The 24,604-nt window shown below is 55.0% G+C and carries 24 protein-coding genes; 8 read left to right on the top strand and 16 right to left on the bottom strand.

Translation table 11 applies throughout. From position 1 onward, the window contains the following. Positions 1-165: 165 nt before the first annotated feature. Both fieF and cpxP read right to left on the bottom strand, forming a co-directional pair. Positions 166-1,059 (bottom strand): CDF family cation-efflux transporter FieF, encoded by an 894-nt coding sequence (gene fieF / locus EKN83_RS14895; RefSeq protein WP_025758811.1) that lies wholly within the window; start codon positions 1,057-1,059, stop codon positions 166-168. 153 nt (positions 1,060-1,212) lie between these two features. Continuing rightward, positions 1,213-1,719, bottom strand: coding sequence for a cell-envelope stress modulator CpxP (gene cpxP / locus EKN83_RS14890; RefSeq protein WP_025758810.1), 507 nt, complete (start codon positions 1,717-1,719; stop codon positions 1,213-1,215). Positions 1,720-1,869: 150 nt separating this feature from the next. Between cpxP and cpxR the strand changes: the two genes are divergently transcribed. Together cpxR and cpxA are read left to right on the top strand one after the other, a co-directional pair. After that, positions 1,870-2,568 carry an envelope stress response regulator transcription factor CpxR gene (cpxR, locus tag EKN83_RS14885; protein WP_025758808.1) on the top strand — a complete coding sequence of 233 codons (699 nt, stop codon included), beginning with the start codon at positions 1,870-1,872 and terminating at the stop codon, positions 2,566-2,568. Then, positions 2,565-3,938 (top strand): envelope stress sensor histidine kinase CpxA, encoded by a 1,374-nt coding sequence (cpxA, locus tag EKN83_RS14880; protein ID WP_025758806.1) that lies wholly within the window; start codon positions 2,565-2,567, stop codon positions 3,936-3,938. Before cpxR ends, cpxA begins: the two co-directional genes overlap by 4 nt. A 103-nt stretch (positions 3,939-4,041) precedes the next feature. Here cpxA and yiiM read toward each other — a convergent pair whose 3' ends face one another. The 6 genes from yiiM to EKN83_RS14850 all read right to left on the bottom strand — a co-directional run bounded on the left by yiiM (position 4,042) and on the right by EKN83_RS14850 (position 10,669). After that, the gene (gene yiiM, locus EKN83_RS14875) at positions 4,042-4,716 is read right to left on the bottom strand and encodes a 6-hydroxyaminopurine reductase (protein ID WP_390889228.1); all 675 of its coding nucleotides are present in this window, start codon (positions 4,714-4,716) and stop codon (positions 4,042-4,044) included. A gap of 70 nt (positions 4,717-4,786) precedes the next feature. Continuing rightward, positions 4,787-5,407: a superoxide dismutase [Mn] gene (gene sodA, locus EKN83_RS14870; protein ID WP_003861999.1), complete on the bottom strand. Its 621-nt coding sequence runs from the start codon at positions 5,405-5,407 to the stop codon at positions 4,787-4,789. A gap of 162 nt (positions 5,408-5,569) precedes the next feature. Continuing rightward, positions 5,570-6,835: an MFS transporter gene (locus EKN83_RS14865; protein WP_025760219.1), complete on the bottom strand. Its 1,266-nt coding sequence runs from the start codon at positions 6,833-6,835 to the stop codon at positions 5,570-5,572. Positions 6,836-6,879: 44 nt separating this feature from the next. Beyond that, positions 6,880-9,003, bottom strand: coding sequence for an alpha-galactosidase (locus EKN83_RS14860; RefSeq protein WP_126801220.1), 2,124 nt, complete (start codon positions 9,001-9,003; stop codon positions 6,880-6,882). A 104-nt stretch (positions 9,004-9,107) separates the two neighbouring features. Then, complete coding sequence (locus EKN83_RS14855) at positions 9,108-10,103, bottom strand: LacI family DNA-binding transcriptional regulator (RefSeq protein ID WP_025760218.1); 996 nt, start codon at positions 10,101-10,103, stop codon at positions 9,108-9,110. A 17-nt stretch (positions 10,104-10,120) separates the two neighbouring features. Next, positions 10,121-10,669, bottom strand: coding sequence for a helix-turn-helix domain-containing protein (locus tag EKN83_RS14850; protein ID WP_025760217.1), 549 nt, complete (start codon positions 10,667-10,669; stop codon positions 10,121-10,123). A 102-nt stretch (positions 10,670-10,771) separates the two neighbouring features. Between EKN83_RS14850 and EKN83_RS14845 the strand changes: the two genes are divergently transcribed. Both EKN83_RS14845 and EKN83_RS14840 read left to right on the top strand, forming a co-directional pair. Then, positions 10,772-11,431, top strand: coding sequence for an AzlC family ABC transporter permease (locus EKN83_RS14845; RefSeq protein ID WP_032644337.1), 660 nt, complete (start codon positions 10,772-10,774; stop codon positions 11,429-11,431). Further along, positions 11,431-11,754: an AzlD domain-containing protein gene (locus EKN83_RS14840; RefSeq protein ID WP_025760215.1), complete on the top strand. Its 324-nt coding sequence runs from the start codon at positions 11,431-11,433 to the stop codon at positions 11,752-11,754. The genes EKN83_RS14845 and EKN83_RS14840 overlap by 1 nt, the downstream gene beginning before the upstream one ends. 41 nt (positions 11,755-11,795) lie before the next feature. On the opposite strand, the gene EKN83_RS14835 is transcribed toward EKN83_RS14840, so the two are convergent. From EKN83_RS14835 to fdhD, 6 genes are all read right to left on the bottom strand, one after another. After that, positions 11,796-12,383: a hypothetical protein gene (locus tag EKN83_RS14835; protein WP_126801219.1), complete on the bottom strand. Its 588-nt coding sequence runs from the start codon at positions 12,381-12,383 to the stop codon at positions 11,796-11,798. Continuing rightward, positions 12,374-14,800 carry a fimbrial biogenesis usher protein gene (locus EKN83_RS14830; protein ID WP_126801218.1) on the bottom strand — a complete coding sequence of 809 codons (2,427 nt, stop codon included), beginning with the start codon at positions 14,798-14,800 and terminating at the stop codon, positions 12,374-12,376. The genes EKN83_RS14835 and EKN83_RS14830 overlap by 10 nt, the downstream gene beginning before the upstream one ends. Before the next feature lie 29 nt (positions 14,801-14,829). Further along, complete coding sequence (locus EKN83_RS14825; protein WP_126801217.1) at positions 14,830-15,516, bottom strand: fimbria/pilus chaperone family protein; 687 nt, start codon at positions 15,514-15,516, stop codon at positions 14,830-14,832. Between the two features lie 62 nt (positions 15,517-15,578). Next, positions 15,579-16,295, bottom strand: coding sequence for a DUF1120 domain-containing protein (locus tag EKN83_RS14820; protein WP_025760211.1), 717 nt, complete (start codon positions 16,293-16,295; stop codon positions 15,579-15,581). Positions 16,296-16,703: 408 nt separating this feature from the next. Then, entirely contained in the window at positions 16,704-16,916 is a 213-nt protein-coding gene (locus tag EKN83_RS14815) for a DUF1471 domain-containing protein (RefSeq protein WP_021242795.1), read from the bottom strand. A 114-nt stretch (positions 16,917-17,030) separates the two neighbouring features. Continuing rightward, positions 17,031-17,867 (bottom strand): formate dehydrogenase accessory sulfurtransferase FdhD, encoded by an 837-nt coding sequence (gene fdhD / locus EKN83_RS14810; RefSeq protein ID WP_045285699.1) that lies wholly within the window; start codon positions 17,865-17,867, stop codon positions 17,031-17,033. Positions 17,868-18,238: 371 nt separating this feature from the next. Here fdhD and fdnG point away from each other — a divergent pair, with 371 nt between their 5' ends. Genes fdnG through fdhE form a run of 4 tightly spaced genes read left to right on the top strand, consistent with a single transcriptional unit; the run spans position 18,239 to position 23,762 of the window. Continuing rightward, on the top strand, positions 18,239-21,289 hold the full coding sequence (gene fdnG / locus EKN83_RS14805; RefSeq protein WP_126801216.1) for a formate dehydrogenase-N subunit alpha: 3,051 nt from the start codon (positions 18,239-18,241) through the stop codon (positions 21,287-21,289). Between the two features lie 12 nt (positions 21,290-21,301). Next, positions 21,302-22,204, top strand: a complete 903-nt coding sequence (gene fdxH, locus EKN83_RS14800) for a formate dehydrogenase subunit beta (protein ID WP_025759554.1) — start codon at positions 21,302-21,304, stop codon at positions 22,202-22,204. Beyond that, positions 22,201-22,836, top strand: coding sequence for a formate dehydrogenase cytochrome b556 subunit (gene fdoI / locus EKN83_RS14795; protein WP_045285696.1), 636 nt, complete (start codon positions 22,201-22,203; stop codon positions 22,834-22,836). The genes fdxH and fdoI overlap by 4 nt, the downstream gene beginning before the upstream one ends. Beyond that, the gene (gene fdhE / locus EKN83_RS14790) at positions 22,833-23,762 is read left to right on the top strand and encodes a formate dehydrogenase accessory protein FdhE (RefSeq protein ID WP_025759557.1); all 930 of its coding nucleotides are present in this window, start codon (positions 22,833-22,835) and stop codon (positions 23,760-23,762) included. Before fdoI ends, fdhE begins: the two co-directional genes overlap by 4 nt. A 39-nt stretch (positions 23,763-23,801) precedes the next feature. On the opposite strand, the gene EKN83_RS14785 is transcribed toward fdhE, so the two are convergent. Next, complete coding sequence (locus tag EKN83_RS14785; RefSeq protein WP_126801215.1) at positions 23,802-24,173, bottom strand: type II toxin-antitoxin system VapC family toxin; 372 nt, start codon at positions 24,171-24,173, stop codon at positions 23,802-23,804. Between the two features lie 2 nt (positions 24,174-24,175). Continuing rightward, on the bottom strand, positions 24,176-24,418 hold the full coding sequence (locus tag EKN83_RS14780) for a ribbon-helix-helix domain-containing protein (protein ID WP_020686881.1): 243 nt from the start codon (positions 24,416-24,418) through the stop codon (positions 24,176-24,178). Positions 24,419-24,604: the final 186 nt, after the last annotated feature.

Raw genomic sequence — 24,604 nt, 5'->3', positions numbered from 1 at the left:
TGAACTTAGGAATGCAAAATTGAAATCTGTTGCCGGAAGAAACTTATCGACCAACGAATACTGCAAATAGTATATCAATCCCTTCCAGCTGAATTGATTCAGGTCAGACCAAATGGCGGTAATTTATACACAAAATGCCGGCCTGGCTCACTTTTTTACAACGAATTACGAAAGCCCCACATGTCCGGGTACAACCGAGCAGGGATCCTGGTGAATGATGACGTCTGAACCAGGAAAACGCTGCAATATCGCCTGCTCGACCTGCTCAGCAATAACGTGAGCCTGAACCAGTGGCAGGTTGTCTTCCATTTCAATATGAATCTGAATAAAGCGGGTCGGCCCTGACTGCCGCGTTCGCAGATCGTGTGCACCGCTGACACCAGGCCAGGAGGTCACGATAGAAAAAATTTCATTGCGTTCTGAGTCCGGGAGGGCGCGGTCAAGCAGTGATTGCACCGCTTCATACCCCATCCGCAAGGCGCTATATAAAATATAGATGCCAATCCCTAACGCAAACAACGCATCGGCCCGATGCCAGCCATACCAGGCCAGACCGAGCGCAATAAGAATAGCCCCATTCATCATAACATCAGATTGATAATGAAGCATATCTGCCCGTACAGCCTGGCTTTGCGTTTTGCGAACCACCCAGCGCTGGAACGTTACCAGAACAAGTGTGCATATAAGTGCAACGACCGTCACCACCACCCCTACGCCGGGATCGTTCATCGGCGTCGGCGAGACGAGGTGCTGAATACCGGTTAAAAAGAGGAACAGCGCAGACCCGGAAATGAACATACTTTGCGCCAGCGCGGCCAGCGACTCCGCTTTACCGTGCCCAAAGGTGTGCTCTTCATCCGCCGGCTGCAGCGAGTAGCGCACCACCAGCAGGTTGGTCAACGAGGCGGCAATGTCCATCAGCGAGTCTACCAGCGCCGCCAGAATACTGACCGAGCCGGTATACCACCAGGCAAAGATTTTAATCAGTAACAGGCTGGATGCCATGACGGTCGCCGCGATGGCGGCCCGGCTGACCAGTTTTCCATAGGATTGATTCATAAACGCTCCTGTCATGTCATGCCGCTAGTATAACGGAAGCAGGAGGGGTCTAAGGATGAATAAACGGTTAACAAATCAGAATGCGGGGCAAAAAAAACCCCCACATCATGTGGGGGAAGACAGGGATGGTGTCTATGGCAAGGAAAACAGGGTTTACTGGTTACTTCGGGTACTGCTATTGCTACTGAAAAACGTCGTTTCTGAGCTTCGCTGCATCCGTGCAACCTTACGCAGCTGGTCCATTCGCTGCTGATGTCTGGTGTTCAAAACCGCTTGCTGCTCAGGCGTTAGCAGATGGAACATCTGGTTGCGGACCTTCGCCATTTCAACCTGGCGAGCAACCTGTTCCTGTGCCATTTTTTCGGCCTGAGCGCGTACAGCGCTTTCGTCAAAATTTTCTGCGGTGACAAGGCGATGCATTGTCTCCATTTCGCTAACATTAACAGGGGGCTGGTCGTGTCGTGCCCTCTGCATCAGATCTCGCATCTGTTGACGCTGATGTTCGGTTAAACTTATGCCGTCAAACATATGGCTCTGGCTACTGTGCTGCGTTGTGTCCTCTTGTGAGGAACCGTTATCGCTGATGATAGCTACAGCAGCCTGGCTAAACGCACTGAACGCCAGCGTTGAGGCCATGACGGCAGCGGTAACTTTGCGCATCACTTGCTCCCAAAATCTTTCGTGTCGCGATTCAACGAGAGACAGTCTACGATTCAGGCTGCAAACATGCGTCAGGGGGTGTAAAACAACGTAAAGTCATGGATTAGACAGCCTTGATGTCGTAATTTCTGCCTCGGAGGTATTTAAACAATGAATAAAATCCTGTTAGTTGATGATGACCGAGAGCTCACATCCCTTTTAAAGGAGTTGCTCGACATGGAAGGTTTCAACGTCCTGGTTGCCCATGATGGCGAGCAGGCGCTGAGTCTCCTTGACGACAGCATCGATTTACTTTTGCTCGACGTCATGATGCCGAAGAAAAACGGTATCGATACGCTGAAAGAGCTTCGCCAGACACACCAGACCCCCGTTATTATGCTGACCGCGCGCGGCAGCGAACTTGACCGCGTACTCGGCCTGGAGCTGGGCGCGGATGACTATTTACCCAAGCCGTTTAACGACCGTGAACTGGTTGCCCGTATTCGCGCTATCCTGCGTCGTTCCCACTGGAGCGAGCAGCAGCAAAATACCGAGAATAGCTCACCGACCCTGGAAGTGGACTCCCTGAGCCTGAACCCGGGCCGTCAGGAAGCGAGCTTCGATGGCCAGACGCTGGAATTGACCGGTACGGAGTTCACCCTGCTGTATCTGCTGGCGCAGCACCTCGGCCAGGTGGTATCGCGTGAACATTTGAGTCAGGAAGTGCTGGGCAAACGCCTCACCCCGTTTGACCGCGCCATTGATATGCACATCTCTAACCTGCGCCGTAAGCTGCCGGAGCGTAAAGACGGTCACCCGTGGTTTAAAACCCTGCGTGGTCGCGGTTATCTGATGGTTTCCGCTTCATGATTGGAAGCTTAACCGCCCGCATCTTCGCCATCTTCTGGCTGACGCTGGCACTGGTTTTAATGCTCGTACTGATGTTGCCAAAACTCGACTCACGCCAGATGACGGAGCTTCTCGACAGCGAGCAACGTCAGGGCGTGATGATCGAGCAGCACGTGGAAGCCGAGCTGGCAAACGATCCGCCAAACGATTTGATGTGGTGGCGCAGGCTGTTTCGCGCTATCGACAAGTGGGCTCCGCCCGGACAACGCCTTTTGCTGGTCACCAGCGAAGGCCGCGTGATTGGGGCCGATCGCAACGAAATGCAGATCATCCGCAACTTCATTGGTCAGGCGGATAACGCCGATCACCCCCAGAAGAAGAAATATGGCCGCGTAGAGATGGTGGGGCCTTTCTCCGTCAGAGACGGGGAGGACAATTATCAGCTCTACCTGATCCGTCCGGCGAGCAACTCCCAGTCCGATTTTATCAACCTGCTGTTTGACCGTCCTCTCCTGCTGCTGATTGTGACGATGCTCGTCAGCTCGCCGCTGCTGTTATGGCTGGCGTGGAGCCTGGCAAAACCGGCCCGTAAGCTGAAAAATGCCGCCGATGAAGTGGCGCAGGGTAACCTGAGACAACACCCCGAACTGGAAGCCGGACCGCAGGAGTTTCTTGCCGCCGGAACCAGTTTTAACCAGATGGTCAGCGCCCTCGATCGCATGATGACGGCCCAGCAACGCCTGCTGTCAGATATCTCGCACGAACTGCGAACTCCGCTTACGCGCTTGCAGCTTGGCACCGCGCTGCTGCGTCGCCGCAGCGGTGAGAGTAAAGAGCTGGAGCGCATCGAGACGGAAGCCCAGCGTCTGGACAGTATGATCAACGACCTGCTGGTCATGTCGCGCAATCAGCAGAAAAACGCTCTGGTGAGCGAAACGGTGAAAGCCAATCACCTGTGGCATGAAGTGCTAGATAACGCGGCGTTTGAAGCGGAACAGATGGGCAAATCCTTCACCGTCAACTTCCCGCCGGGGCCATGGCCGCTGTACGGAAACCCCAACACGCTGGAAAGCGCGCTGGAGAATATCGTGCGTAACGCCCTGCGCTACTCGCACACGAAGATTGAGGTCGCCTTCTCGGTGGATAAAGACGGGATTACCGTTATTGTGGATGACGACGGTCCTGGCGTCAGCCCGGAAGACCGCGAACAGATTTTCCGTCCATTCTACCGCACCGACGAGGCGCGCGACCGTGAATCCGGCGGTACGGGATTAGGCCTCGCGATTGTGGAAACCGCCATGCAGCAACACCGTGGCTGGGTGAAAGCCGACGACAGCCCGCTGGGCGGGTTGCGGTTAACGCTGTGGCTGCCGTTGTATAAGCGTTCGTAATCCCCCCTCACCCCGGCCCTCTCCCCAAAGGGGCGAGGGTGAAAAGACCGCACCAAGCCGTCCCCTCTCCCCTTTGGGGAGAGGGTTAGGGTGAGGGGTGCCGTTATTTCCCCCACAATCTCCGCGAATTATCTTCGATCTTGCCGTGTAAACGCCGCTTCTGCATCGTTCTCGTCCAGCTGGTCGATAATCCCGCCGCCGACAGCAGGCGATGATATTGCTCGTCATCAAACGGCATATGCCAGGCAATGGCGCAGGCGTCATAAACAGACACCTCACTCAGACGTGATGCCAGTTCCAGCGGCGCATCCGCTGACACCTGCCCCGCCAGCACCACCCGGTACAGCCAGCCGGTTTTACCCGTGTTTTGCAGTTGAGCGGACATGTCATGAATGCCGAAATGGTAGTTGAGCTTGAAGCACGGCGAGCGCGGTTGGGTGACCTGGATCAGGGCATCGCCCCAGCGGTAGATATCGCCAATAAACACGTTCTTTTCAGTCAGCCCTTCGGTGGAGAGGTTCTCGCCAAACGCGGGGGCGACAAAGAGGTCCGCCTGCTCGGGGAACTCGGTTCTCCAGTGCTGATAGTGTTCGCGCGGGTAGTGACACAGCGCGCGATCGGGTCCGCCGTGGATTTTCTTTTCGGCCTGCTCGTCACCCGCAAGTCCGAGGTCGGTTAACGTCAGCTCGCCGTCGACCTGAGTTTTGGCGATGGCGCTCGGGCGGCTGCCGTCGTACTCCCTTACCTTGCCTGTAAATACATTCACCGGATAATGCATCGCTGCTCCTTTCTGCAGATACAAAAAAAGCGAGTCATCAGACTCGCTTCTCACAGGCGTCAATGCAACCTTATTTTTTCGCGGCGAAACGCGCTGCTGCTTCGTCCCAGTTCACCACGTCCCAGAACGCTTTGATGTAGTCCGGGCGACGGTTCTGGAATTTCAGGTAGTAAGCGTGTTCCCATACGTCCAGGCCCAGGATTGGGAAACCGGATGCGCCAGAGATCGCTTCACCCATCAGCGGGGAGTCCTGGTTAGCGGTAGAAACCACGGCCAGTTTGTCACCTTTCAGTACCAGCCACGCCCAGCCAGAGCCGAAACGGGTGGCAGCGGCTTTTTCGAATTCCGCTTTGAAGTTGTCAACGGAACCAAAATCGCGCTCGATAGCCGCTTTCAGGTCGCCCTGCAGAGTGGTACCGGTTTTCAGGCCTTTCCAGAACAGGCTGTGGTTCGCGTGACCGCCAGCGTTGTTGCGCAGAACGGTTTTCTTGTCTGCTGGCAGTTGGTCCAGCTTGGTGATCAGCTCTTCAACAGGCAGGTTAGCGAACTCTGGCAGGCTTTCCAGCGCAGCATTCGCGTTGTTCACATAGGTCTGGTGGTGTTTAGTGTGATGGATTTCCATCGTCTGCTTGTCGAAATGCGGTTCCAGTGCGTCGTAGGCATACGGCAGGGATGGCAGTGTATAACTCATAATCCTCTCCATTATTGTCGGGCGGCACAGCTGTTAATGCCGCGTAAGCAGTTGGTTCATTATAGTTAATTAAATGATATTGAAAATGATTATCAATGCCGTAGTTTTTATAAGGTTATTCATTTTCTGACCAAAGCTAAAAGGGTGAATGGGATCAGGACGTTAATGAACTTCTACCGCCTTATTGCCTGCCGCAATCTCACGCCTGCTGCTCAGCGTAAAGGCTGACACCACCGTAATCGCCAGCACGAAACAGCCCAGCATCAGGTACGTCTCCTGGAAGCCGATTCGGTCGTACATATTACCGGCAAAGGCAGAAAGGAAAATCGCCGCCGACTGCTTGGCAAACTGGAAGCCAATCAGGTAGATAGTGGCCGACAGACGGGTGTCAAACACCCCGGTGATGTATTTGAACGCCCCCACCAGCAGAAACGGCACCTCCAGCGCATGCAGCATCTTCAGGGCAATCACTTCTACAGCGGTGGTGGCAAATGACGAGCCGATAATGCGCGTCGCCATTATCACCCCGGCGATCAGCAGCGTGTTTTTCGCGCCGATACGGTTAATGATCCACGGTGAGCAGAACATGATGATGGCGTTACAAATTTCCCCGGCCGTCGTCGCAAAACCAAAAGCGCGGGTTCCCTCCTGAGGCGTCGCGAAGAAGGTTTTGAAGAAGGTGGCAAACTGCTGGTCGAAGACGTCATAGACGCAGGCCACGCCAATCACGTACAGGATAAACATCCACATTCTGCGCTGGCGAAACAGGTTAAAGACGGTTCTGGCTGTAATCTGCGGCTGGTTGGCGCCCAGGGCGTTCATTACCTGCGCCGTCTGGTTGGGCTTCGGCTTCGCGACCACCAGCAAAAGCATCAACAGCAGCGCCGCCCCCGACCCCATCCAGAAGACATACGACGGATCGATGCCGAACAGGATGCCCCCCGTTGAGGCGCATAGCCCCCAGCCAAGACAGCCGAACATGCGCGCCTTGCCGTATTCAAAGAAGCTGTTGCGGCTTACGCGTTCGATATAGGCCTCAATCGCCCCCGATCCCGCCGAGAAAACAAAGCCGATGTACAGCCCGCCGCTCAGCGCACCCAGCCAGATATTGGTTTTCAGCAGCGGTGCGAAAACGTACAGGAAGAAGGGGGCAAACAGAAACAGCAGCACGGAGATAATCCACAACAGATGTTTTTTTAGCCCCAGCTTGTCCGAAATCACCCCCAGCACCGGCTGGAAGGCGATAGCCGACAGCGAGATGCAGGAGAAAACAATCCCGGTATGGGTTTTGTTTAGCCCGATGATGTCCGACAGCCAGATGGGCAGGAACGGAAAGCAGGTGGCCATGATGAAGAAGTAGAGAAAGAAGAACAGCCCGAAAATCCAGAAGTTAGGGTTGTCTTTGTGGGTACAGGTTGTTGTGTTCATTATTTTTATCCTCAACGGAGGGCCGGGTCTCCGGCCCGTCACCCTTACACGCGTTCCACGCCAATCAGAATGGCGGTTTCCGGATCCAGAATCGGCAGCGCAATCCCTGCCTGCATCAGCCACTCACCGCTCACCGTTTGCGGCGCGTCCATCCACGCCGGCAGCCTGCGCATGGTGTGCCCACCCTCACCCGTAATCTGAATATTCGGGTGATCGAGCAGCGTGATGCGGTACTGCGCGCTGGCTTCTAACCCCGGCATACGCAGCGGCATCATCAGGGTGTAATCCGGCATCGCGAGCTGGCTGACCATAAACAGTCCGTACGTCTTATCTTCGCTCACGATGCCCTGCGCCATCGTGGTGGCGTCCGGCATATCCACGCGCCACTGGGTACCGCGATGGATCACCTCGCGCCACTGCTTGTGCAACGCGGCATAGTGACGATATCCCTCGCGCTCTTTCTCATCCACGGTGAGTGGATCCAGCTCCAGCCCCATATGGCCAAACAGCGCCGTCAAACCGCGGAATTCAATGCTGTGCTGGCGGAAGGTGGCATGACATTTATGATGACCGATATGCGCGCCCATCACTTCCGGCGGGAAAAAATAGCTCATACCGCGCTGGATAGTGTTTCGCTCCAGCGCATCGTTATTGTCGGACGCCCAGAAGCGGTGGCAGCGGGTCAGGACCTCATAATCGATTCGTCCACCACCAGAGGAGCAGGATTCGAATTCGATGTGCGGGAAGCGTTCGCCCAGCACGTCTAACAGACGATAAAACTGACGGGTTTGAGCGTCGGCCGCGGCTTTGCCGTTATGTCCCGGCTGCACCAGCTCGCGATTCATGTCCCATTTCACGTAGTCGACCGCATGCTCGCCCAGCAGCCAGCTCATGCGCGTCAGCAGGTAATCAAACGCGTCCGGAATGTTCAGGTTAAGCACCAGCTGGTGTCGCCCGGTCACCTGGGGGTAGCCTGGTAGCGCCAGAACCCAGTCAGGGTGCGCGCGATACAAATCAGAATCGGGGTTAATCATCTCCGGCTCAACCCAGATGCCAAACTCCATGCCAAGCTGTTTGACGTGGTTGATCACCGGCGTCAGGCCATCAGGGTATTTTTTTTCGTCCAGATACCAGTCACCCAGCGCGGCACGATCGTCGTTGCGGCCTTTAAACCAGCCGTCGTCAATGATAAAGCGTTCCACGCCCAGCGCTGCGGCCTCGTCGGCCATACGCATGATGTAGTCCGGGTCGTGACTGAAGTAGATCCCCTCCCAGGTGTTGAGGTGGACAGGACGCGGTTTGTTTTCCGGAAAGCGGATGACGTTGTCGCGCAGGTAACGGTGGAACTGCTGGCTCATGCCGTTCAGTCCCTGCGCGGAGTAGCTGGCATACAGACGCGGCGTCCAGAGCGTGTCGCCCTCTTCAATCGCCACCTCACCCGGCAGGTAGAGCGCTTCGGCCTGAATATAACGGCGACCATCGGTTTTCGCTTCCGCGCGCAGGCGGTGGTTGCCGCTCCAGCCCAGATGCACACCCCAGACGTCGCCGTGCATTTCACTGAACGATGGCGTACCCGAAATCAGCGCCGGGAAGTGTTCGTGGGACGTTTTACCCCGGCGATTTTCAATCACGAAACTGTCGTGCTCAAGCATGACGCGGTGCGGCTGAAATTCACGGATCCAGCGTCCGTGGAAGGCCAGCACCTCCCGCGCTCGCTCGGCCACCGGCAGCGTGACGGCGAAACGGTCCACCTGCCACGCCTGGGATTTCAGGTTGGTTAAGCCATGACGCACCGCCAGCACGCCGCTGGCATCCAGCGCCATTTCGCTGGTCAGGCGCAGGCCCGCATGTTCATCTTCTGCCGTAATTGTCAGGGTTTGTCCCTGCTGCTGTACATCCGTGGTGGTGAAAACCGGGGAACCGTCCAGCCCCTGTCGGTGCCCCTCAATGCCGGGCGATCCAAACAGGCCGTGCCCCAGTTCAGCCATCAGCGTGACCGGAGAATCAACGTCCAGCCTGCCGTTGGCCACCGGACGTGCGAGCGTAGCGACATCCTGCGGCGAAAAGTGGTGAAGGTGCGGCCCCCAGTAGAGAATTTCTGCAAACGGGTGCGTTTTAATCACCACGTCTACCGTGTCGCTTACAAGTCGTAAAATGGGATCGTGCATCAGACATCTCCTGTTATCGGAATGACCTGAGTGTTGATCCGAAACGTTTCGGATACAAACCAAAACGTTTCGGATCTGTGATCGGGTTTGGAATTTTACGAGATTTAAGCCGTCTGGCCTGGGAAGAATTCCGGCTGCCAGAGCACCTGAAGCGCGTCGATATCGTCGCCATTAATCAACTGGCGCACCATATCGGCAATCTGCTTCCCGACGCCCTGACGGGTTGACTGGATCACTGCCGCCACGTCGATATCAACAATGCTGTCCTGGGGTAAGCCGTCGTAGACCACCAGCGAGACGGCGTTTTCGCCAGTAAGGCGTCCCATCTGCGCCAGGGCCATTGCCGCGCCGTCGCCGTGGGTGTTGCAGTCGGTAATGATGGCCGTGGGAGGCTGCGGCAGAGCGAGCAGCGCTTTCGTGGTGGCATACCCCATGCGGCGCGAAGGGGGCATGGCGCGCAGCCACTCGCTGGACAGCCCGGCTTCCCGTAACGCGTCCAGATAGCCCTGCCGACGCTGGGTGATAAATGCCTGATTGTTGCTTTCGCCCAGTAGCGCAATGCGTTGATGCCCTTTCTCGATCAGCCAGCGGGTGGCGTGATACGTGCCGGCATAGTTGTCGAAATCGAACCACGCATACGGCTGCGGCAGCTGGCTGCGCCCGAGCGCCAGAAACGGGAACCCGGCGGCCTGAAGTTGCTCAAGACGCGGATCGTGATCCAGCGTATGCGCCACAATCAGCGCATCCACGCGCCGGCTTTGGACCATGCGCATATAGCTGTGCTTGTCCGCCAGATCATCATCGGCGATGAGCAGTAAGTCGATTTCATGTCGTGCCAGTTCGTGGCTAATTTCGCCGACCATGTCCATAAAAACGCTGTTATTGAGCGGAACAGGATGCACCGGAAAAACGAGCCCGACGGCGTCAATTTTGCCCATCTTCAGGCGGCGGGCAAACGTATTTGGTCGATAGCCACGGCGCTGGGCCTCCGCTTCCACGCGGGCGCGCGTCTCGGCGGAGACGTCATCATACCCGTTAAGCGCCCGGCTGACGGTGGTGACAGACAGCCCCAGTTCTTTAGCAATAGCTTTAAGCGACATGATTTTCCGTATCTTCGTTAATTTTGTTCCGCCACCAGCAGCGCGTAGGTGTCTGGCTCCAGGGCTTTAAAGATATGCGGCTGGTCTGCGGGGTAGCAAATGTAGTCCCCTGCCCCAAGCTCTTCCGCGGCGTCGAGCAACCCGACCAGCGCGCGTCCCTGCGTCACAATAATATGTTCAACCGAGCCAGGTGAATGTGGCTGAGAGAGACGATCGGCACCCGGTTGGGTCATCAGAAGGTAGATATCACGGCGTGCACCGGGGGGGCATGCCGCCAGCAAAATGGCTTCGTAGTTCGCCTGCCCGGCGACCACTTTCGTCCCCTCGCCGCGTCGGATCACCTGCGTGGTCGGAAGCTGTGGCTCAAGCAAGCGGGCAAAAGGAATATCCAGCGCCACGCAGAGCGACCACAGCGTTTCCAGGCTAGGGTTACCGTTGCCGGACTCAAGCTGGGAAAGTGTGGATTTAGCGATCCCGGCACGACGGGCAATTTCCGCCAGTGAAAGTCCGGTTCGCAGGCGTTCTCGCACCAGACTTTTGGCGATCACGCTGATTGGCTGCGTCATAAAACGGCCTCTTGTTCTATAAATCGAACGAATCGTTCATCTTGAAAAACAGTTCAGTTGCGTTCATTATAATGGATAAACGTTCGATATGGCTAAAATTGTATGAAGCATCATCTCTCTTGTCTGAAAGGCGACACCATTAAAGCGATCATCCTGGTTTGCCTCGCGGTCGGCGTGGTCGGGATGTCATACGGCTCCCTGGCAATGGCCTACGGTTTTCCGGTCTGGGTCCCGTTTGTGCTCTCCATTACCGTGCTCGCGGGCGCGTCCGAATTTATGTTTATTGGTATTGTGGCGAGCGGCGGTAACCCGCTGGCAGCGGCGGCGGCGGGGTTGCTGGTCAACGCGCGCCATGTGCCGTTTGGCGTGACGGTGCGTGAACTGGTGGGCAAACGGGGGCTGAGCCTTCTTGGCTGCCACATCATGAACGACGAAAGCGTGGTGTTTGGCCTGTCGCAAAAAACACCCGAACAGCGCAAGGCGGCCTACTGGCTATGCGGTTTAGGGGTGGCGATTATCTGGCCACTGGGGGCCCTGTTGGGCGCCATGGTCGGCAAATTGCTCCCGGATCCGGAAACCATTGGCCTGGATGCGGTCTTCCCGGCCATATTGCTGGCACTTGTGGTTCCCGCGTTTAAAAACCGTACCACGCTCATCCGCGCCTGCAGCGGTGCCGTTCTGTCGCTGGCCGCCGTGCCGTTTGCCCCGGTGGGCTTACCGGTTCTGCTCTCTTTACTGGGTCTCGCGGCGAGGAAAAAATAATGGGAAATATGACGTTTTTTATTCTTGGTATCGCAATTTTGTCTGCGGGAACCTATCTGATGCGTCTCGGCGGGGCGAAACTCGGCAGCAGGCTGGCATTATCGGAGCGTTCACAGGCGCTGCTGTCAGATGCGGCAACGGTGTTGCTGTTTTCCGTGGCGCTGGCGACCACCTTTTATGAAGGTGACCATTTTGCCGGCATGGCACGCGTATTGGGCGTCGCGTTTGCGGTGTTTCTGGCCTGGCGAAAAATGCCGTTAATTGTGGTCATCATAGCGGCGGCAGTGGTCACCGCACTGCTGCGTGTGGCGGGGATCCACTAAGAGTGATGCCCGGCATACTCCTCAGCCGGGTATCAAAAGGATTATTGCGCTGGAAGGGTATCGACGCTCAGCGTCAGTGTCTCGGTAAGATCGGTGGCGTTGGTCACGCTGAAGGCTTTCTCTGACAGGTAGGTCGTCACCATCATGGTCGCGGTGAACTGCTCTCCCGCCACTTCTATCCCGTTAACGGCAGCCAGCGCTTTTTCTGGCGGCAATGTCACTTCTGGCGCCCCGCCCTGAACCACCACCGCACCAATATCGACAGCGGCCAGTTGCACACTCTTCCCGTCCATGCGGCCATCCTTGAATGCGATCTTCATCGCGCCGTTATCGGTGTATCGCCAGGCCCTGTTTTGTCGGGCAGCGCCGTTGATGGAGATCCGCATTTTACGCGCATCCGGACACATCACCGACACCCGCAGTTCCCGCGTTACCGAGGCATAACCGTTATAAACTTTGCCCACATGTTCAGCAGAACCCTTTCGCATATCGTCTTTACGATAACGACCGTAGTCGATTGTCTTCACGGCAGACATCATTTTGCATTCGCCATCATCGGCCTGCACGGCTGCCGGTCCGCAGAGCAACACGACCAACATCACGTACTTATGAATGTTATTCAAAGACACTTCCCTGTCACCTCTTCGTAGAATGTATTCGGTTCTTCCTCCGGCAGGGTATACGTCAGCTTGCAACGCTCTCCCTCCACCGTCGCGAAGAGCTGCTGGTTAGCGGAGATATCGTTCAGGAAGATCACGCCGTCTTCGGGTGCCGTAGTGATGTATTCACCCGCTTCGTCCACAATCGGAATACCTTCCGGCAGCGGCGTACCGTCCGCGCGGCTGATAGTCAACAGCACGCGGCGCTGGCTTAGCATCTCAAACTCCCACTTCGCCACAGCGCCATGAGAGGCCTTGATCGCCGTTCTGCCGTTTCTGACATCCAGGTTGCCAGGCAGCTTTTCGGTGTTGACCTCAATCGTGCTTTCGTGGAACGGGGACAACACCGGGATCACCGCCTGGCCCCATTTATCCGTCCATACCGGGCCACGTGTAGTGCCAATCTCAACGCCTGACACCGGTTTATCCAGCTTAGCGATGGCATAGGTGTCAGCCACGCGATAAGGCGAGAAAGTCACGCCGTCGCCGTGCACCACAATCCCGCCGCTCAGCGACGCGGAGTAGTTGGTGTTGCTGTTGTTATCACCTCCTGCCGCCAGCGCCAGGCTGGTGTAATGCAGATTGCTGTTCAGTGAGCCGTCCCAGCTGGTGGTGTTTTCATCATGATCCTGGGAGACGCCAAGCGCGTAATCGTTCGCCTCATTAAGCGATCCCATCGCACGCGTGCCGTAGAAACGCTTGCCTTCGCCCTCACGATACCAGGAGCTGGTGCTGACGCCGGTACGTCCGAGCGGGATCGACACATTCACGTAAAACAGATCGTTATCACTGTCGTCGTTACGGCTGACATCCGATTCCCAGTTCACGCTTACGTTGAAGTATGTGAAGCTTTGCGACCATGAAGAGACAAAACGGCGGCTATCGTTTTCGCTGTTCCAGCTCTTGTTGCGGTAAAAGCTAAGAGAAAAGTGGCCGAGTGTGGTGTTGGACCAGTTAATACCGACATTGGTGTCGTATTTGGTTTGCGACATATCGTCGTCATCCCCGTAAAGCTCCGTCATTTCACGGTAACCCGGCGTGCCGTAGCTGCCGCCCATTGAAATGCCGATGCCCCACGGCAGCGCATAGCCTACATCCAGCGTCGTTTTGTTGCCCTTCGTTTGCGTCTGGTTGTCTAACGACGCCAGAAAACCGAGCGAGGCATACAGGTTCTGCATCGGCGTGGTATCGAGGTTGCCGGAGAAACCGTAATAGTGGTTATCCGCCATCAACATACCGGCGACGACATTCATGCGCCTGTTGATGGACCAGCCGTTGTTGGCAGAGACCACCCACGGTTTTTCGAGGCGCGATTCCATGTCGTTTTCAACACGGCCTGCCGCCAGGGTAAAGCCCGGCGCACGTCCCACGTGGCTGCTGCGGAAAGTACTCGCCGCCACGGTAAAGCGGTTTTCGCTACCGTCGGTCTCGGTCACCGTGACGTTCAGGTCGGTGTTGAGGTTAGACAGCGGTACATCGTCCAGGTTAAACGGCCCGGCAGGCACCAGCGTCGAGTAAATCAGCTGTCCGCCCTGGCGAATATCGACACGGGCCTGAGGGTTTCGGGCGATACCGCTCACTTCCACGCCCGTACCTGCCAGCGGCACAAGCGCGTTATCTGGCATCATCTGTACACCGTATATCACCGGAATACTGAAGCGGCTATTGGCCACGTTAATCTGGCCGCCCTGTACCATCACGCCATAATCGGTGAAGGTACGCTGGGCGTAGGTATTGAGTGAGGAAAAGTCGAAGCGCTGATCGCTGCCGTCGCTGATGAACTGCGTGCTGCGTACAATCCAGTCCCCGGCGTTAAAGCCCAGTTCTAAACTCGACTGGAAACGGTCTGCGTTGTTGTCGTCATACTGGTTGTGGGTACCGAACATGGCGTAATTCAGCATTGCCGCACGGCCACCCTGCACTTCCACCCGTTGACGTCCGAAATCAGGATCCAACGCTTCCGGAGGAACCACGACTGTTATTTCTTCAATTTCCGGGGAAGACTGAAGAGTCGACCCGGGCCAGTATTGACTAATTTGAGGGCAGGTGCCCTGTGCGGTTTTCTTAATCAGGCCCGCATTTTTCAGAAACTCGTCATTAATACAGGGCGTACCTTCTTCATTAAATTTCACCGACATAAGCGTACGCTGATTACCGTTAATATTAACGGTCACGTTATGGTTTCCGGGAGCAAAACGGGCAGCCATGGAATAGTATTCAGCAATGGCTGGATCAAGACCGTGGGATTTTAACGCTTCGGTGTCAAATTTCGCCCGATCTGACTCCACTGGTTCATTCGCTATAGGGTTTATTTCCGCCCGACTATTAAAAGCGAGCGCCGTAAAGCAAAACGCCAGCATTCCCTTTTTACAGGAAACCGTTAACATGACGACTCCATGCGCTGAGATATAAATTGTTATTCTTTCAGATCAGTAAGATAACTTTGCACTTGATAGCCATAACGGGATACAGGATATATTTCAATCTGTTTATCTGCCGACGTTATTTTAGTTTTCGCGCTCGCTGTCATTTTTTCACCCGGCAAAATATACGTCTTAGCGAATTGAACCGTCGTACCGGATGGCAATAATTTAGCTTTTTGTTCCATGCGAACAACGTAAGGGGTTTTATTCTCGACAGTGACGTTGCCGTTGTTCATTTGCCATGTTAAGTCTTTCCAGGGTTCGAGATTAACCGCCAGCCCGGCCGGGCGAATAATAACGGGCAAATTCTGGCTGAATGCGACTTTTACTTTATTTTTTTCACGCTGCGGAATAGCGGTAAAAATAACGCGCTTGATGTGTTCCACCTTCAGCGGCTCCGCGCTGTTTTTTAGTACAAAGCGCACGCGCTGGGTTTTGCCCGCGTCTACACGTACCACCGGCTGTGTCACAATCAGGCCAGGTTTTGGGTCGTCGGGTAGATCAACCAGTTTGGTATACAGCAATTGGGCGTCGGCATCCGTATTTTTGACGTCCATACTGGCGCCCTGCTCGTCTTCTTTAACGATCAACAGTGGGGTTTCTGGCACCATTCCAGCAGCCAGTGTATTAAACGAGGCTAACAGGCAGGCACAAATCAGCGTTCTTTTCAAAAGCAGCATAATAGTAGTCCAGTAATACTGAAAAAACACTCCACAGATGTGGAGTGTTCATTTTGAGGCTATTACAGATAAACCAGCTCAACGTTGGTTAAACCGTCCAGCGTTAATTCGTCGGTAATATTCAGCTCGCCAGCGGGGTTGATCTGCGCCACGATGCCGACATTAAAATTAATCTGTTTCAGCGCAGCAGGTGTATCAGCACCAGAATCTTTGGTGAAAGAGTAGGTCTCACTTTTATCCGTAACAACCGGCAGATAATGGATTCCGGATTTGATATGCCAGCCCGAAGTCGCGGTAGCATCCTGTGAAAATACGGGGTATAGCGTCGCACCCGTATCGTCTGTCGCGGTACCCTTATCCCTTTGAATACCCATGGCATAAGCACCGATCTTCTTACCGTTAAACATGCCCAATCCTGCTGTACTTTGAGAGGTTAACAAAAACTCAGGATCGCTAAACTCGGTAGACAAATATTCGGTTGGCGCGGAGTCCGCATGCGCATCGTTAAACGTCACACCAACACGCGTAGGGGTTTCGCAGGTAATAGAAATAGGGATAATTTTAGTATCCGGAAGAGAAGTTACCGTGTTGTAGTTTAAAGACGTTGCTTTAACCGTACCAAAATCCGCATTACTACCGCCGCTGACAACAGAAGGCGTACAGGAGGATGGAACAACTTTACCGCTCACCTGAAGATCAAGGCTGGTTCCCGCCATTGCCGAAGACGCCGCGACAGCCAGCACGGAGGCCAGCACCCCTTTTTTAAACATCGCGTTCATTTTATTTCCTTATGTGAGTGAAATACAAAACAAACCAAATAATGAATATCTGGTCTGGATATCAGCACTACAAAATTTGCGTCTGGAAAATAGCACCACAAATTAACGCGAACAATAATTCAAAATGATTTTAGGATTTGCGCCTGAGGAAATCCTAAGAGCTGAAATTATTCATATTTTTATTGAATATATAATTGATAAATATATGTAGGAATCTGGCCTGACCCTCTATTAAAACTGTGTATTAATATGATTAATTTCAAACAAAGGTAACCAAAGAGGGGAAATTTTTACAGTTATTGTTTCGTTAATAAGAAAATGCCTGGAAGATGTGCGGGAGAATCGAGGAAGGAGTCGTGGAAGTAAACCTGTCCCGGCTCCGAAGAGCAGGGACAGCGGCAATATCACTTATTTGTTCAGTTCAGCGGTCATGTGAACGCGGTTACCCGAGAACGCCTGAGTAATTTTGTAAGATGATGCGCCCGCTTCCTGAGCCTGAGCCGCGATTTTCGCTTCTGCGCCGTCAATGGTAGAGGCGGTTGCAGTCACGGTCTGCGCAGCGAAAGAACCGAAAGAAGCAGCCAGAGCGATTACAGCGACAAAAGTTTTGATGCTTTTCATGATTTAAACCCTTTCATTAAGTTGTTTAGATAAGGCACCGTGCCTTGATGTGATAAATAGTAGACCTCATCACGAACAACTAAAAGCGGAAGGATTTGCTATTATCATTCAAAATTACTGATCAACTATTAATCGCTGTGGATGGGTATAAATGGTTGCCCTTCCCGGCTTGCAGAAGCCCACCAGCGTCAGGTTGCAGCGCTCCGCCACCTCTACCGCCAGCGTGGTTGCCGCCGATACGGCAAACAGGATCTCCACCCCGCACATCGCCGATTTTTGCACCATCTCATAGCTGGCGCGGCTGGAAACAAGTGCGGCGCCCTGCAGCCAGACCTCACTTTCCCGCGCACGACGACCCAGCAGCTTATCCAGCGCCACGTGGCGGCCCACGTCCTCATGTCCCCCGGCGATATCGCCCGATGGCAATACCCACGCTGCCGCGTGCGTGCAGCCGCTCAGCTGGCCGATGGGCTGAACATCGTTGAGATGCTCAAGCGCATGGTCGAGGTGTGCCAGATTAAAGGTCTGCGTGAACGACAGAGGTACAACAGGCTTGCCAATATCGTTGAGCTGCTCAACACCGCACACGCCGCAGCCGGTGCGCCCGGCCAGTGCGCGACGGCGCTCTTTTAATCCCATAAAGCGGCGGCTGGAGAGTTCGATTTGCACCTCAAGGCCGTTGCATGCCTGCACCACGTCCATGCCGTAGATCTCCTGCGGGTGCTCAATGATGCCTTCCGAAAGGGAGAATCCTGTCGCGAACAGTTCGAGATCTTTTGGCGAAGCCATCATCACCACATGCGAGATGCCGTTGTAAACGAGTGCAACAGGCACCTCTTCCGCCAGATAATCAGGCGTGGCGTGGGCAATGTGGGGCGGCCTGTGTACCGACAATTCCACAATGCCGGCAGGCAGGGGTGATGAATGGGGGGCACGATTTTGTTTAGACACAGCGCTATTCCTGAACAACCACGAAGGTAAGCCTGCTATTGCAGCACAAACCACAGGCTTTACGCATAGTATGGATCAACTATTCGGCAACCATTCTCCTACTCATTCAGAAGGGGTGCAACCTGGCGCCCGCTACACCGCTTTAACATGCAGCGCTGTTAATGTGATCAATATCACACTTTATAATCAGCATGGTGATAATACGTTCACTTTGTATTAACGCCATTAGAACAGCGGTACCAACATTGTGGTATTCTGATGATATCCCTCGTGGAATTGAGGGATTAACGCAAATTTTTTCCTTTGCGGTCCTTCTTCAACCGCGAAGTCAAAACACTATATGTAAGCAATGTCGAAACAAGGAGTGACCCATGCAGGTCAGCAGAAGGCAGTTCTTTAAGATCTGCGCTGGCGGTATGGCAGGCACCACGGCAGCGGCACTGGGCTTTGCGCCCGGCGTAGCGCTGGCGGAAACGCGGCAGTATAAACTGCTGCGCACCCGCGAAACCCGTAATACCTGTACGTACTGCTCTGTCGGTTGCGGGCTGTTGATGTATAGCCTCGGCGACGGTGCTAAAAACGCCAAAGCGTCTATTTTCCATATCGAAGGCGACCCGGATCATCCGGTCAACCGCGGCGCATTGTGCCCGAAAGGGGCGGGTCTGGTGGACTTTATCCACTCCGAAAGTCGCCTGAAATTCCCTGAATATCGCGCGCCTGGCTCCGACAAATGGCAGCAAATCAGCTGGGAAGAGGCGTTCGACCGCATCGCTAAACTGATTAAAGAAGACCGCGATGCCAACTTTATTGAGAAGAACGCCGACGGCGTTACGGTCAACCGCTGGCTCTCCACCGGGATGCTGTGCGCCTCTGCTTCCAGCAACGAAACCGGTTATTTAACCCAGAAATTCACGCGCGCACTCGGTATGCTCGCGGTCGACAACCAGGCGCGTGTCTGACACGGACCAACGGTAGCAAGTCTTGCTCCAACATTTGGTCGCGGTGCGATGACCAACCACTGGGTCGACATCAAGAACGCCAACCTCATTGTGGTGATGGGCGGTAACGCCGCTGAAGCGCACCCTGTCGGGTTCCGCTGGGCGATGGAAGCCAAAATCCACAACGGTGCGAAACTGATTGTGATCGATCCCCGCTTTACGCGTACTGCGTCGGTGGCGGATTTCTACACCCCTATTCGTTCAGGTACTGACATCACTTTCCTGTCAGGCGTCTTGCTGTACCTGATGACCAACGAAAAATATAACCGCGAATACACCGAAGCCTATACCAACGCCAGCCTGATCGTGCGTGAGGATTACCACTTCGAAGATGGCCTGTTCAGCGGTTATGACGCCGAAAAACGCAAATACGACAAAACCAGCTGGAACTACGAGCTGGACGAGAAAGGCTTTGCGAAGCGCGATACCACCCTGCAACACCCACGCTGCGTGTGGAACCTGCTGAAAGAGCACGTCTCCCGCTACACGCCGGAAGTTGTCGAGAACATCTGTGGTACACCGAAGGCGGACTTCCTGAAGGTGTGCGAGCTTATCGCCGAAACCAGCGCGAAAGATAAAACCGCGTCGTTCCTGTACGCCCTCGGCTGGACGCAACACTCCATCGGCGCACAGAACATCCGTACCATGGCGATGGTTCAATTGCTGCTCGGTAACATGGGAATGGCAGGCGGCGGCGTGAACGCCCTGCGCGGTCACTCCAACATTCAGGGCCTGACCGACCTCGGCCTGCTGTCTCAAAGCCTGCCGGGCTATATGAACCTGCCAAGCGAGAAACAGACCGACCTGCAAACCTACCTGACGGCCAGCACGCCTAAACCGCTGCTCGAAGGCCAGGTGAACTACTGGGGCAACTATCCGAAGTTCTTCGTCTCGATGATGAAAGCCTTCTTCGGCGACAAAGCGACGGCGGAAAACAGCTGGGGCTTTGACTGGCTGCCGAAGTGGGACAAAGGTTACGACGTTCTGCAGTACTTCGAGATGATGCACCAGGGCAAAGTGAACGGCTATCTGTGCCAGGGCTTTAACCCGGTTGCGTCGTTCCCGAACAAGAACAAGGTTGTTGAGTCGCTGTCGAAACTGAAGTTCCTGGTGACGATTGACCCGCTCAATACCGAGACCTCAACGTTCTGGCAGAACCACGGTGAATCGAACGATGTCGACCCATCGAAGATTCAGACCGAAGTGTTCCGCCTGCCATCGACCTGCTTCGCGGAAGAGAACGGCTCTATCGTCAACTCCGGACGCTGGCTGCAGTGGCACTGGAAAGGCGCGGACGCCCCGGGTATCGCCATGAACGACGGCGAAATCCTGGCCGGTATCTTCTTACGCCTGCGTAAGATGTACGCGGCAGAAGGCGGCGCGAACCCGGAACCGGTCCTGAACATGACCTGGAACTACTCAACGCCAGAAAATCCAGCGCCGGAAGAAGTGGCGATGGAGAGCAACGGTAAGGCGCTGGCGGACGTTATCGACCCGGCCACCGGCGCCGTGCTGGCGAAGAAAGGCGATCAGCTCAGTACCTTCGCGCACCTGCGTGATGACGGTACCACCTCCAGCGGCTGCTGGATCTTTGCCGGTAGCTGGACGCCGAAAGGCAACCAGATGGCCAACCGCGATAACGCCGACCCGTCAGGCCTGGGCAATACGCTGGGCTGGGCATGGGCGTGGCCGCTCAACCGCCGTATCCTCTATAACCGCGCATCTGCTGACCCGCAGGGCAACCCATGGGATCCGAAGCGTCAGCTGCTGAAGTGGGACGGCGCGAAATGGGGCGGCGTGGATATTCCGGACTACAGCACTGCACCGCCGGGTAGCGATGTCGGGCCGTTTATTATGCAGCCTGAAGGGATGGGACGTCTGTTTGCTATCGATAAGATGGCAGAAGGGCCGTTCCCGGAACACTACGAGCCGTTTGAAACGCCGTTGGGCACCAACCCGCTGCACCCGAACGTGGTCTCTAACCCGGCAGCCCGTATCTTCAAGGGCGATTTCGACGCGCTGGGTAAAAAAGACAAGTTCCCGTATGTGGGCACCACTTATCGTCTGACCGAACACTTCCACTACTGGACCAAGCACGCGCTGCTTAACGCCATCGCGCAGCCGGAACAGTTTGTGGAGATCGGCGAGAAGCTGGCGAACAAGCTCGGCATTGCCCATGGCGATACCGTTAAGGTCTCTTCTAACCGTGGCTACATCAAAGCCAAGGCCGTAGTGACCAAGCGTATTCGCACGCTGAACGTTCACGGCCAGCAGGTGGATACCATCGGTATTCCGATTCACTGGGGTTATGAGGGCGTGGCGAAGAAAGGGTTCATTGCGAACACCCTGACGCCGTTCGTCGGCGATGCGAACACGCAGACGCCGGAGTTTAAGGCCTTCCTCGTGAACGTGGAAAAGGTGTAACGGAGACGACTTATGGCTTATCAATCTCAGGACATTATCCGTCGTTCCGCGACTAACAGTTTCACGCCCGCGCCTCAGGCGCGGGACCACCAGCAGGAAGTGGCTAAGCTCATCGACGTGACCACCTGTATTGGCTGTAAAGCCTGTCAGGTGGCGTGCTCGGAGTGGAACGACATCCGTGACGAAGTGGGTCATAACGTCGGGGTGTACGACAACCCGGCGGATCTGACCGCCAAGTCCTGGACGGTGATGCGTTTCTCTGAAGTAGAGCAGAACGACAAACTGGAATGGCTTATCCGCAAAGATGGCTGTATGCACTGCGCGGATCCGGGCTGCCTGAAGGCGTGCCCGTCAGAAGGGGCTATTATTCAGTATGCGAACGGTATCGTCGACTTCCAGTCTGAGCAGTGCATTGGCTGCGGCTACTGCATTGCGGGCTGTCCGTTCAACGTGCCGCGACTGAACCCGGAAGACAACCGCGTCTACAAATGTACGCTGTGCGTCGACCGCGTTAACGTCGGTCAGGAGCCTGCCTGCGTGAAGACCTGCCCAACCGGCGCTATCCACTTTGGTTCAAAAGAGGATATGAAAACGCTGGCGGCAGAGCGCGTGGGCGAGCTGAAAACCCGTGGTTACGACAACGCAGGCCTGTACGATCCGGCCGGGGTTGGCGGTACACACGTGATGTACGTTCTGCATCACGCCGACAAGCCGAATCTGTATCACGGCCTGCCGGAGAACCCGGAGATCAGCGCCACCGTGAAATTCTGGAAAGGCATCTGGAAACCGCTGGCAGCGGTTGGTTTTGCTGCCACCTTCGCAGCGAGCATCTTCCACTACGTCGGCGTCGGGCCGAACCGCGCGGAAGAGGAAGACGACAACCTGCATGAAGAGAAAGACGAGGTGCGCAAATGAAAAAACGTGACACCATCGTGCGCTACACCGCGCCGGAACGCATCAACCACTGGATCACCGCCTTCTGCTTCATGCTGGCGGCGATAAGCGGGCTGGGGTTCTTCTTCCCCTCCTTCAACTGGCTGATGCAGGTACTGGGAACGCCACAGCTGGCGCGCATCCTTCACCCGTTCGTGGGTGTGGTGATGTTTGCCTCGTTTATCATCATGTTTTTCCGCTACTGGCACCATAACCTAATCAATCGGGATGATATCTTTTGGGCGAAGAATATTCGTAAGATCGTCGTCAACGAGGAAGTAGGTGACACCGGGCGTTATAACTTCGGCCAGAAATGCGTATTCTGGGCGGCGATTATCTTCCTGGTCCTGTTGCTGGTCAGCGGCGTGATCATCTGGCGTCCGTACTTTGCGCCTGCTTTCTCAATCCCGGTGATCCGATTCGCGCTGATGCTGCATTCATTTGCCGCAGTGGCGTTAATTGTGGTTATCATGGTGCATATCTACGCCGCCCTTTGGGTAAAAGGCACCATTACCGCGATGGTGGAAGGCTGGGTAACCAGCACGTGGGCGAAGAAACATCACCCGCGCTGGTACCGAGAAGTTCGCCAGAAACAGGAAAAGTCATCTGAATGAGTATTCGCATAATCCCGCAAGATGAGCTGGGGTCGAGCGAGAAACGCACGGCGGAATATATTCCGCCGTTGTTATTCCCCAGACTCAAGAACCTCTATAACCGCCGCGCAGAGCGTCTGCGCGAGCTGGCAGAGAACAACCCGCTGGGCGATTTTCTGCGTTTTGCCGCGCTGGTTGCCCATGCGCAGGAAGTGGTGCTGTACGACCATCCGCTGCAAATGGATCTGACCGCGCGCATCAAAGAAGCCAACGCGCAGGGCAAGCCGCCGCTCGATATCCACGTCCTGCCGCGCGACAAGCACTGGCATAAGCTGCTGCATTCGCTGATTGCCGAGCTGAAGCCCGAGATGAGCGGTACCGCGCTGGCGGTCATCGAGAATCTGGAGAAAGCGTCCGAGCAGGAGCTGGAAGAGATGGCAAGCGCGCTGTTCGCGTCCGACTTCTCACAGGTCAGCAGCGATAAAGCGCCGTTCATCTGGGCTGCGCTGTCGCTTTACTGGGCGCAAATGGCAAGCCTGATCCCCGGCAAAGCACGCGCCGAATACGGTGAAGCGCGTCAGTTCTGCCCGGTGTGTGGCTCCATGCCGGTCTCAAGCATGGTACAAATTGGCACCACCCAGGGGCTACGTTACCTGCACTGCAATCTGTGTGAAACCGAGTGGCATGTGGTGCGTGTGAAATGCAGCAACTGCGAGCAGACCCGCGATCTGAACTACTGGTCGCTGGAAAATGAAGACGCGGCGGTGAAAGCCGAAAGCTGCGGTGACTGCGGGACCTATCTCAAGATTCTGTATCAGGAAAAAGACCCGAAAGTTGAAGCGGTCGCTGACGATCTCGCCTCGCTAATCCTGGATGCGAAAATGGAGCAGGAGGGTTTTGCCCGCAGCTCTATCAACCCGTTCCTGTTCCCGGGTGAAGGGGAGTAATTCCCTGTGACAGTGCCGGGCGGCGCGTGCTTGCCCGGCCTACAGTTGATAAGGCGTAACGACCTCATCAATACCCGAAAAATCTTTCGTATTTCGAGAAATCAACGGACATTTTCTGCTCTGGGCTGTGGCCAGAATGATGGCATCAGGCAGTCTCATTCCATGCTTTTCACGCAGTAAAACGCTTCTTTCCGCGATATCCCGAGACACATCAATAATTTCGAAAGCGCCCATCACGGCTGCCGTTTTCGCTTCATGACCATGCTTGCGTGCGCCCACCATCACCTCCATCCAGGTAATTAAGCTAATGGCTCGATGTGACGCGGCATGATCAATCGCATCCGCGGCTTCGACACGGTTGTTGAAGAGATCAATGAGAATATTGGTATCAAACACGGCCATATTATTCATGATCACCACTCCTCACGCAGCTTACGTTCATACTCCAGCCCGTCTTCTTTCTTGTCTCCCCACAAGCCAAGCGCAGCGCGGATAACAGACGAACTTTGCTGGTCGAGATACAGCTCTATCGCCTCCCGTAGCAGCTCAGCGCGCGGCTGATTTCGCAGTTGCTTGAGGTTATCCAGCCGTTGAATCACGTCATCAGATAAATCGATCAGTATTCTGCCCATATCCAGTTCCGCCAAAACACTCATATATCACCTTAGTATATCATCTGCGGTTAATTTTCAGGCAAAATACACCTTATCAATTTAGGGTTAAAGGGCATTTTTTCGAGAGTAACCAATTTTGCGAGCCGCTTTCCATATCGTTCGCATCCTCAGATTTCGCTGTTTTCATCTACACTAAATCAGGCTATAAATCTGTATATACATACAGCA

It is taken from the genome of Enterobacter sp. WCHEn090032 (genome assembly GCF_003986875.1).
GTDB classification, from domain to species: Bacteria; Pseudomonadota; Gammaproteobacteria; order Enterobacterales; family Enterobacteriaceae; genus Enterobacter; species Enterobacter sichuanensis.
Note: the sequence above shows the minus strand (reverse complement) of the source record. Positions and strands in the feature narration are given on the sequence as shown.

Bases quoted from the DNA above. Each gene is read 5' to 3' on its own strand.
- fieF (WP_025758811.1), bottom strand. From the start codon at position 1,059: ATGAATCAATCCTATGGAAAACTGGTCAGCCGGGCCGCCATCGCGGCG.
- cpxP (WP_025758810.1), bottom strand. From the start codon at position 1,719: ATGCGCAAAGTTACCGCTGCCGTCATGGCCTCAACGCTGGCGTTCAGT.
- cpxR (WP_025758808.1), top strand. From the start codon at position 1,870: ATGAATAAAATCCTGTTAGTTGATGATGACCGAGAGCTCACATCCCTT.
- cpxA (WP_025758806.1), top strand. From the start codon at position 2,565: ATGATTGGAAGCTTAACCGCCCGCATCTTCGCCATCTTCTGGCTGACG.
- yiiM (WP_390889228.1), bottom strand. From the start codon at position 4,716: ATGCATTATCCGGTGAATGTATTTACAGGCAAGGTAAGGGAGTACGAC.
- sodA (WP_003861999.1), bottom strand. From the start codon at position 5,407: ATGAGTTATACACTGCCATCCCTGCCGTATGCCTACGACGCACTGGAA.
- EKN83_RS14865 (WP_025760219.1), bottom strand. From the start codon at position 6,835: ATGAACACAACAACCTGTACCCACAAAGACAACCCTAACTTCTGGATT.
- EKN83_RS14860 (WP_126801220.1), bottom strand. From the start codon at position 9,003: ATGCACGATCCCATTTTACGACTTGTAAGCGACACGGTAGACGTGGTG.
- EKN83_RS14855 (WP_025760218.1), bottom strand. From the start codon at position 10,103: ATGTCGCTTAAAGCTATTGCTAAAGAACTGGGGCTGTCTGTCACCACC.
- EKN83_RS14850 (WP_025760217.1), bottom strand. From the start codon at position 10,669: ATGACGCAGCCAATCAGCGTGATCGCCAAAAGTCTGGTGCGAGAACGC.
- EKN83_RS14845 (WP_032644337.1), top strand. From the start codon at position 10,772: ATGAAGCATCATCTCTCTTGTCTGAAAGGCGACACCATTAAAGCGATC.
- EKN83_RS14840 (WP_025760215.1), top strand. From the start codon at position 11,431: ATGGGAAATATGACGTTTTTTATTCTTGGTATCGCAATTTTGTCTGCG.
- EKN83_RS14830 (WP_126801218.1), bottom strand. From the start codon at position 14,800: ATGTTAACGGTTTCCTGTAAAAAGGGAATGCTGGCGTTTTGCTTTACG.
- EKN83_RS14825 (WP_126801217.1), bottom strand. From the start codon at position 15,516: ATGCTGCTTTTGAAAAGAACGCTGATTTGTGCCTGCCTGTTAGCCTCG.
- EKN83_RS14820 (WP_025760211.1), bottom strand. From the start codon at position 16,295: ATGAACGCGATGTTTAAAAAAGGGGTGCTGGCCTCCGTGCTGGCTGTC.
- EKN83_RS14815 (WP_021242795.1), bottom strand. From the start codon at position 16,916: ATGAAAAGCATCAAAACTTTTGTCGCTGTAATCGCTCTGGCTGCTTCT.
- fdxH (WP_025759554.1), top strand. From the start codon at position 21,302: ATGGCTTATCAATCTCAGGACATTATCCGTCGTTCCGCGACTAACAGT.
- fdoI (WP_045285696.1), top strand. From the start codon at position 22,201: ATGAAAAAACGTGACACCATCGTGCGCTACACCGCGCCGGAACGCATC.
- fdhE (WP_025759557.1), top strand. From the start codon at position 22,833: ATGAGTATTCGCATAATCCCGCAAGATGAGCTGGGGTCGAGCGAGAAA.
- EKN83_RS14785 (WP_126801215.1), bottom strand. From the start codon at position 24,173: ATGAATAATATGGCCGTGTTTGATACCAATATTCTCATTGATCTCTTC.
- EKN83_RS14780 (WP_020686881.1), bottom strand. From the start codon at position 24,418: ATGAGTGTTTTGGCGGAACTGGATATGGGCAGAATACTGATCGATTTA.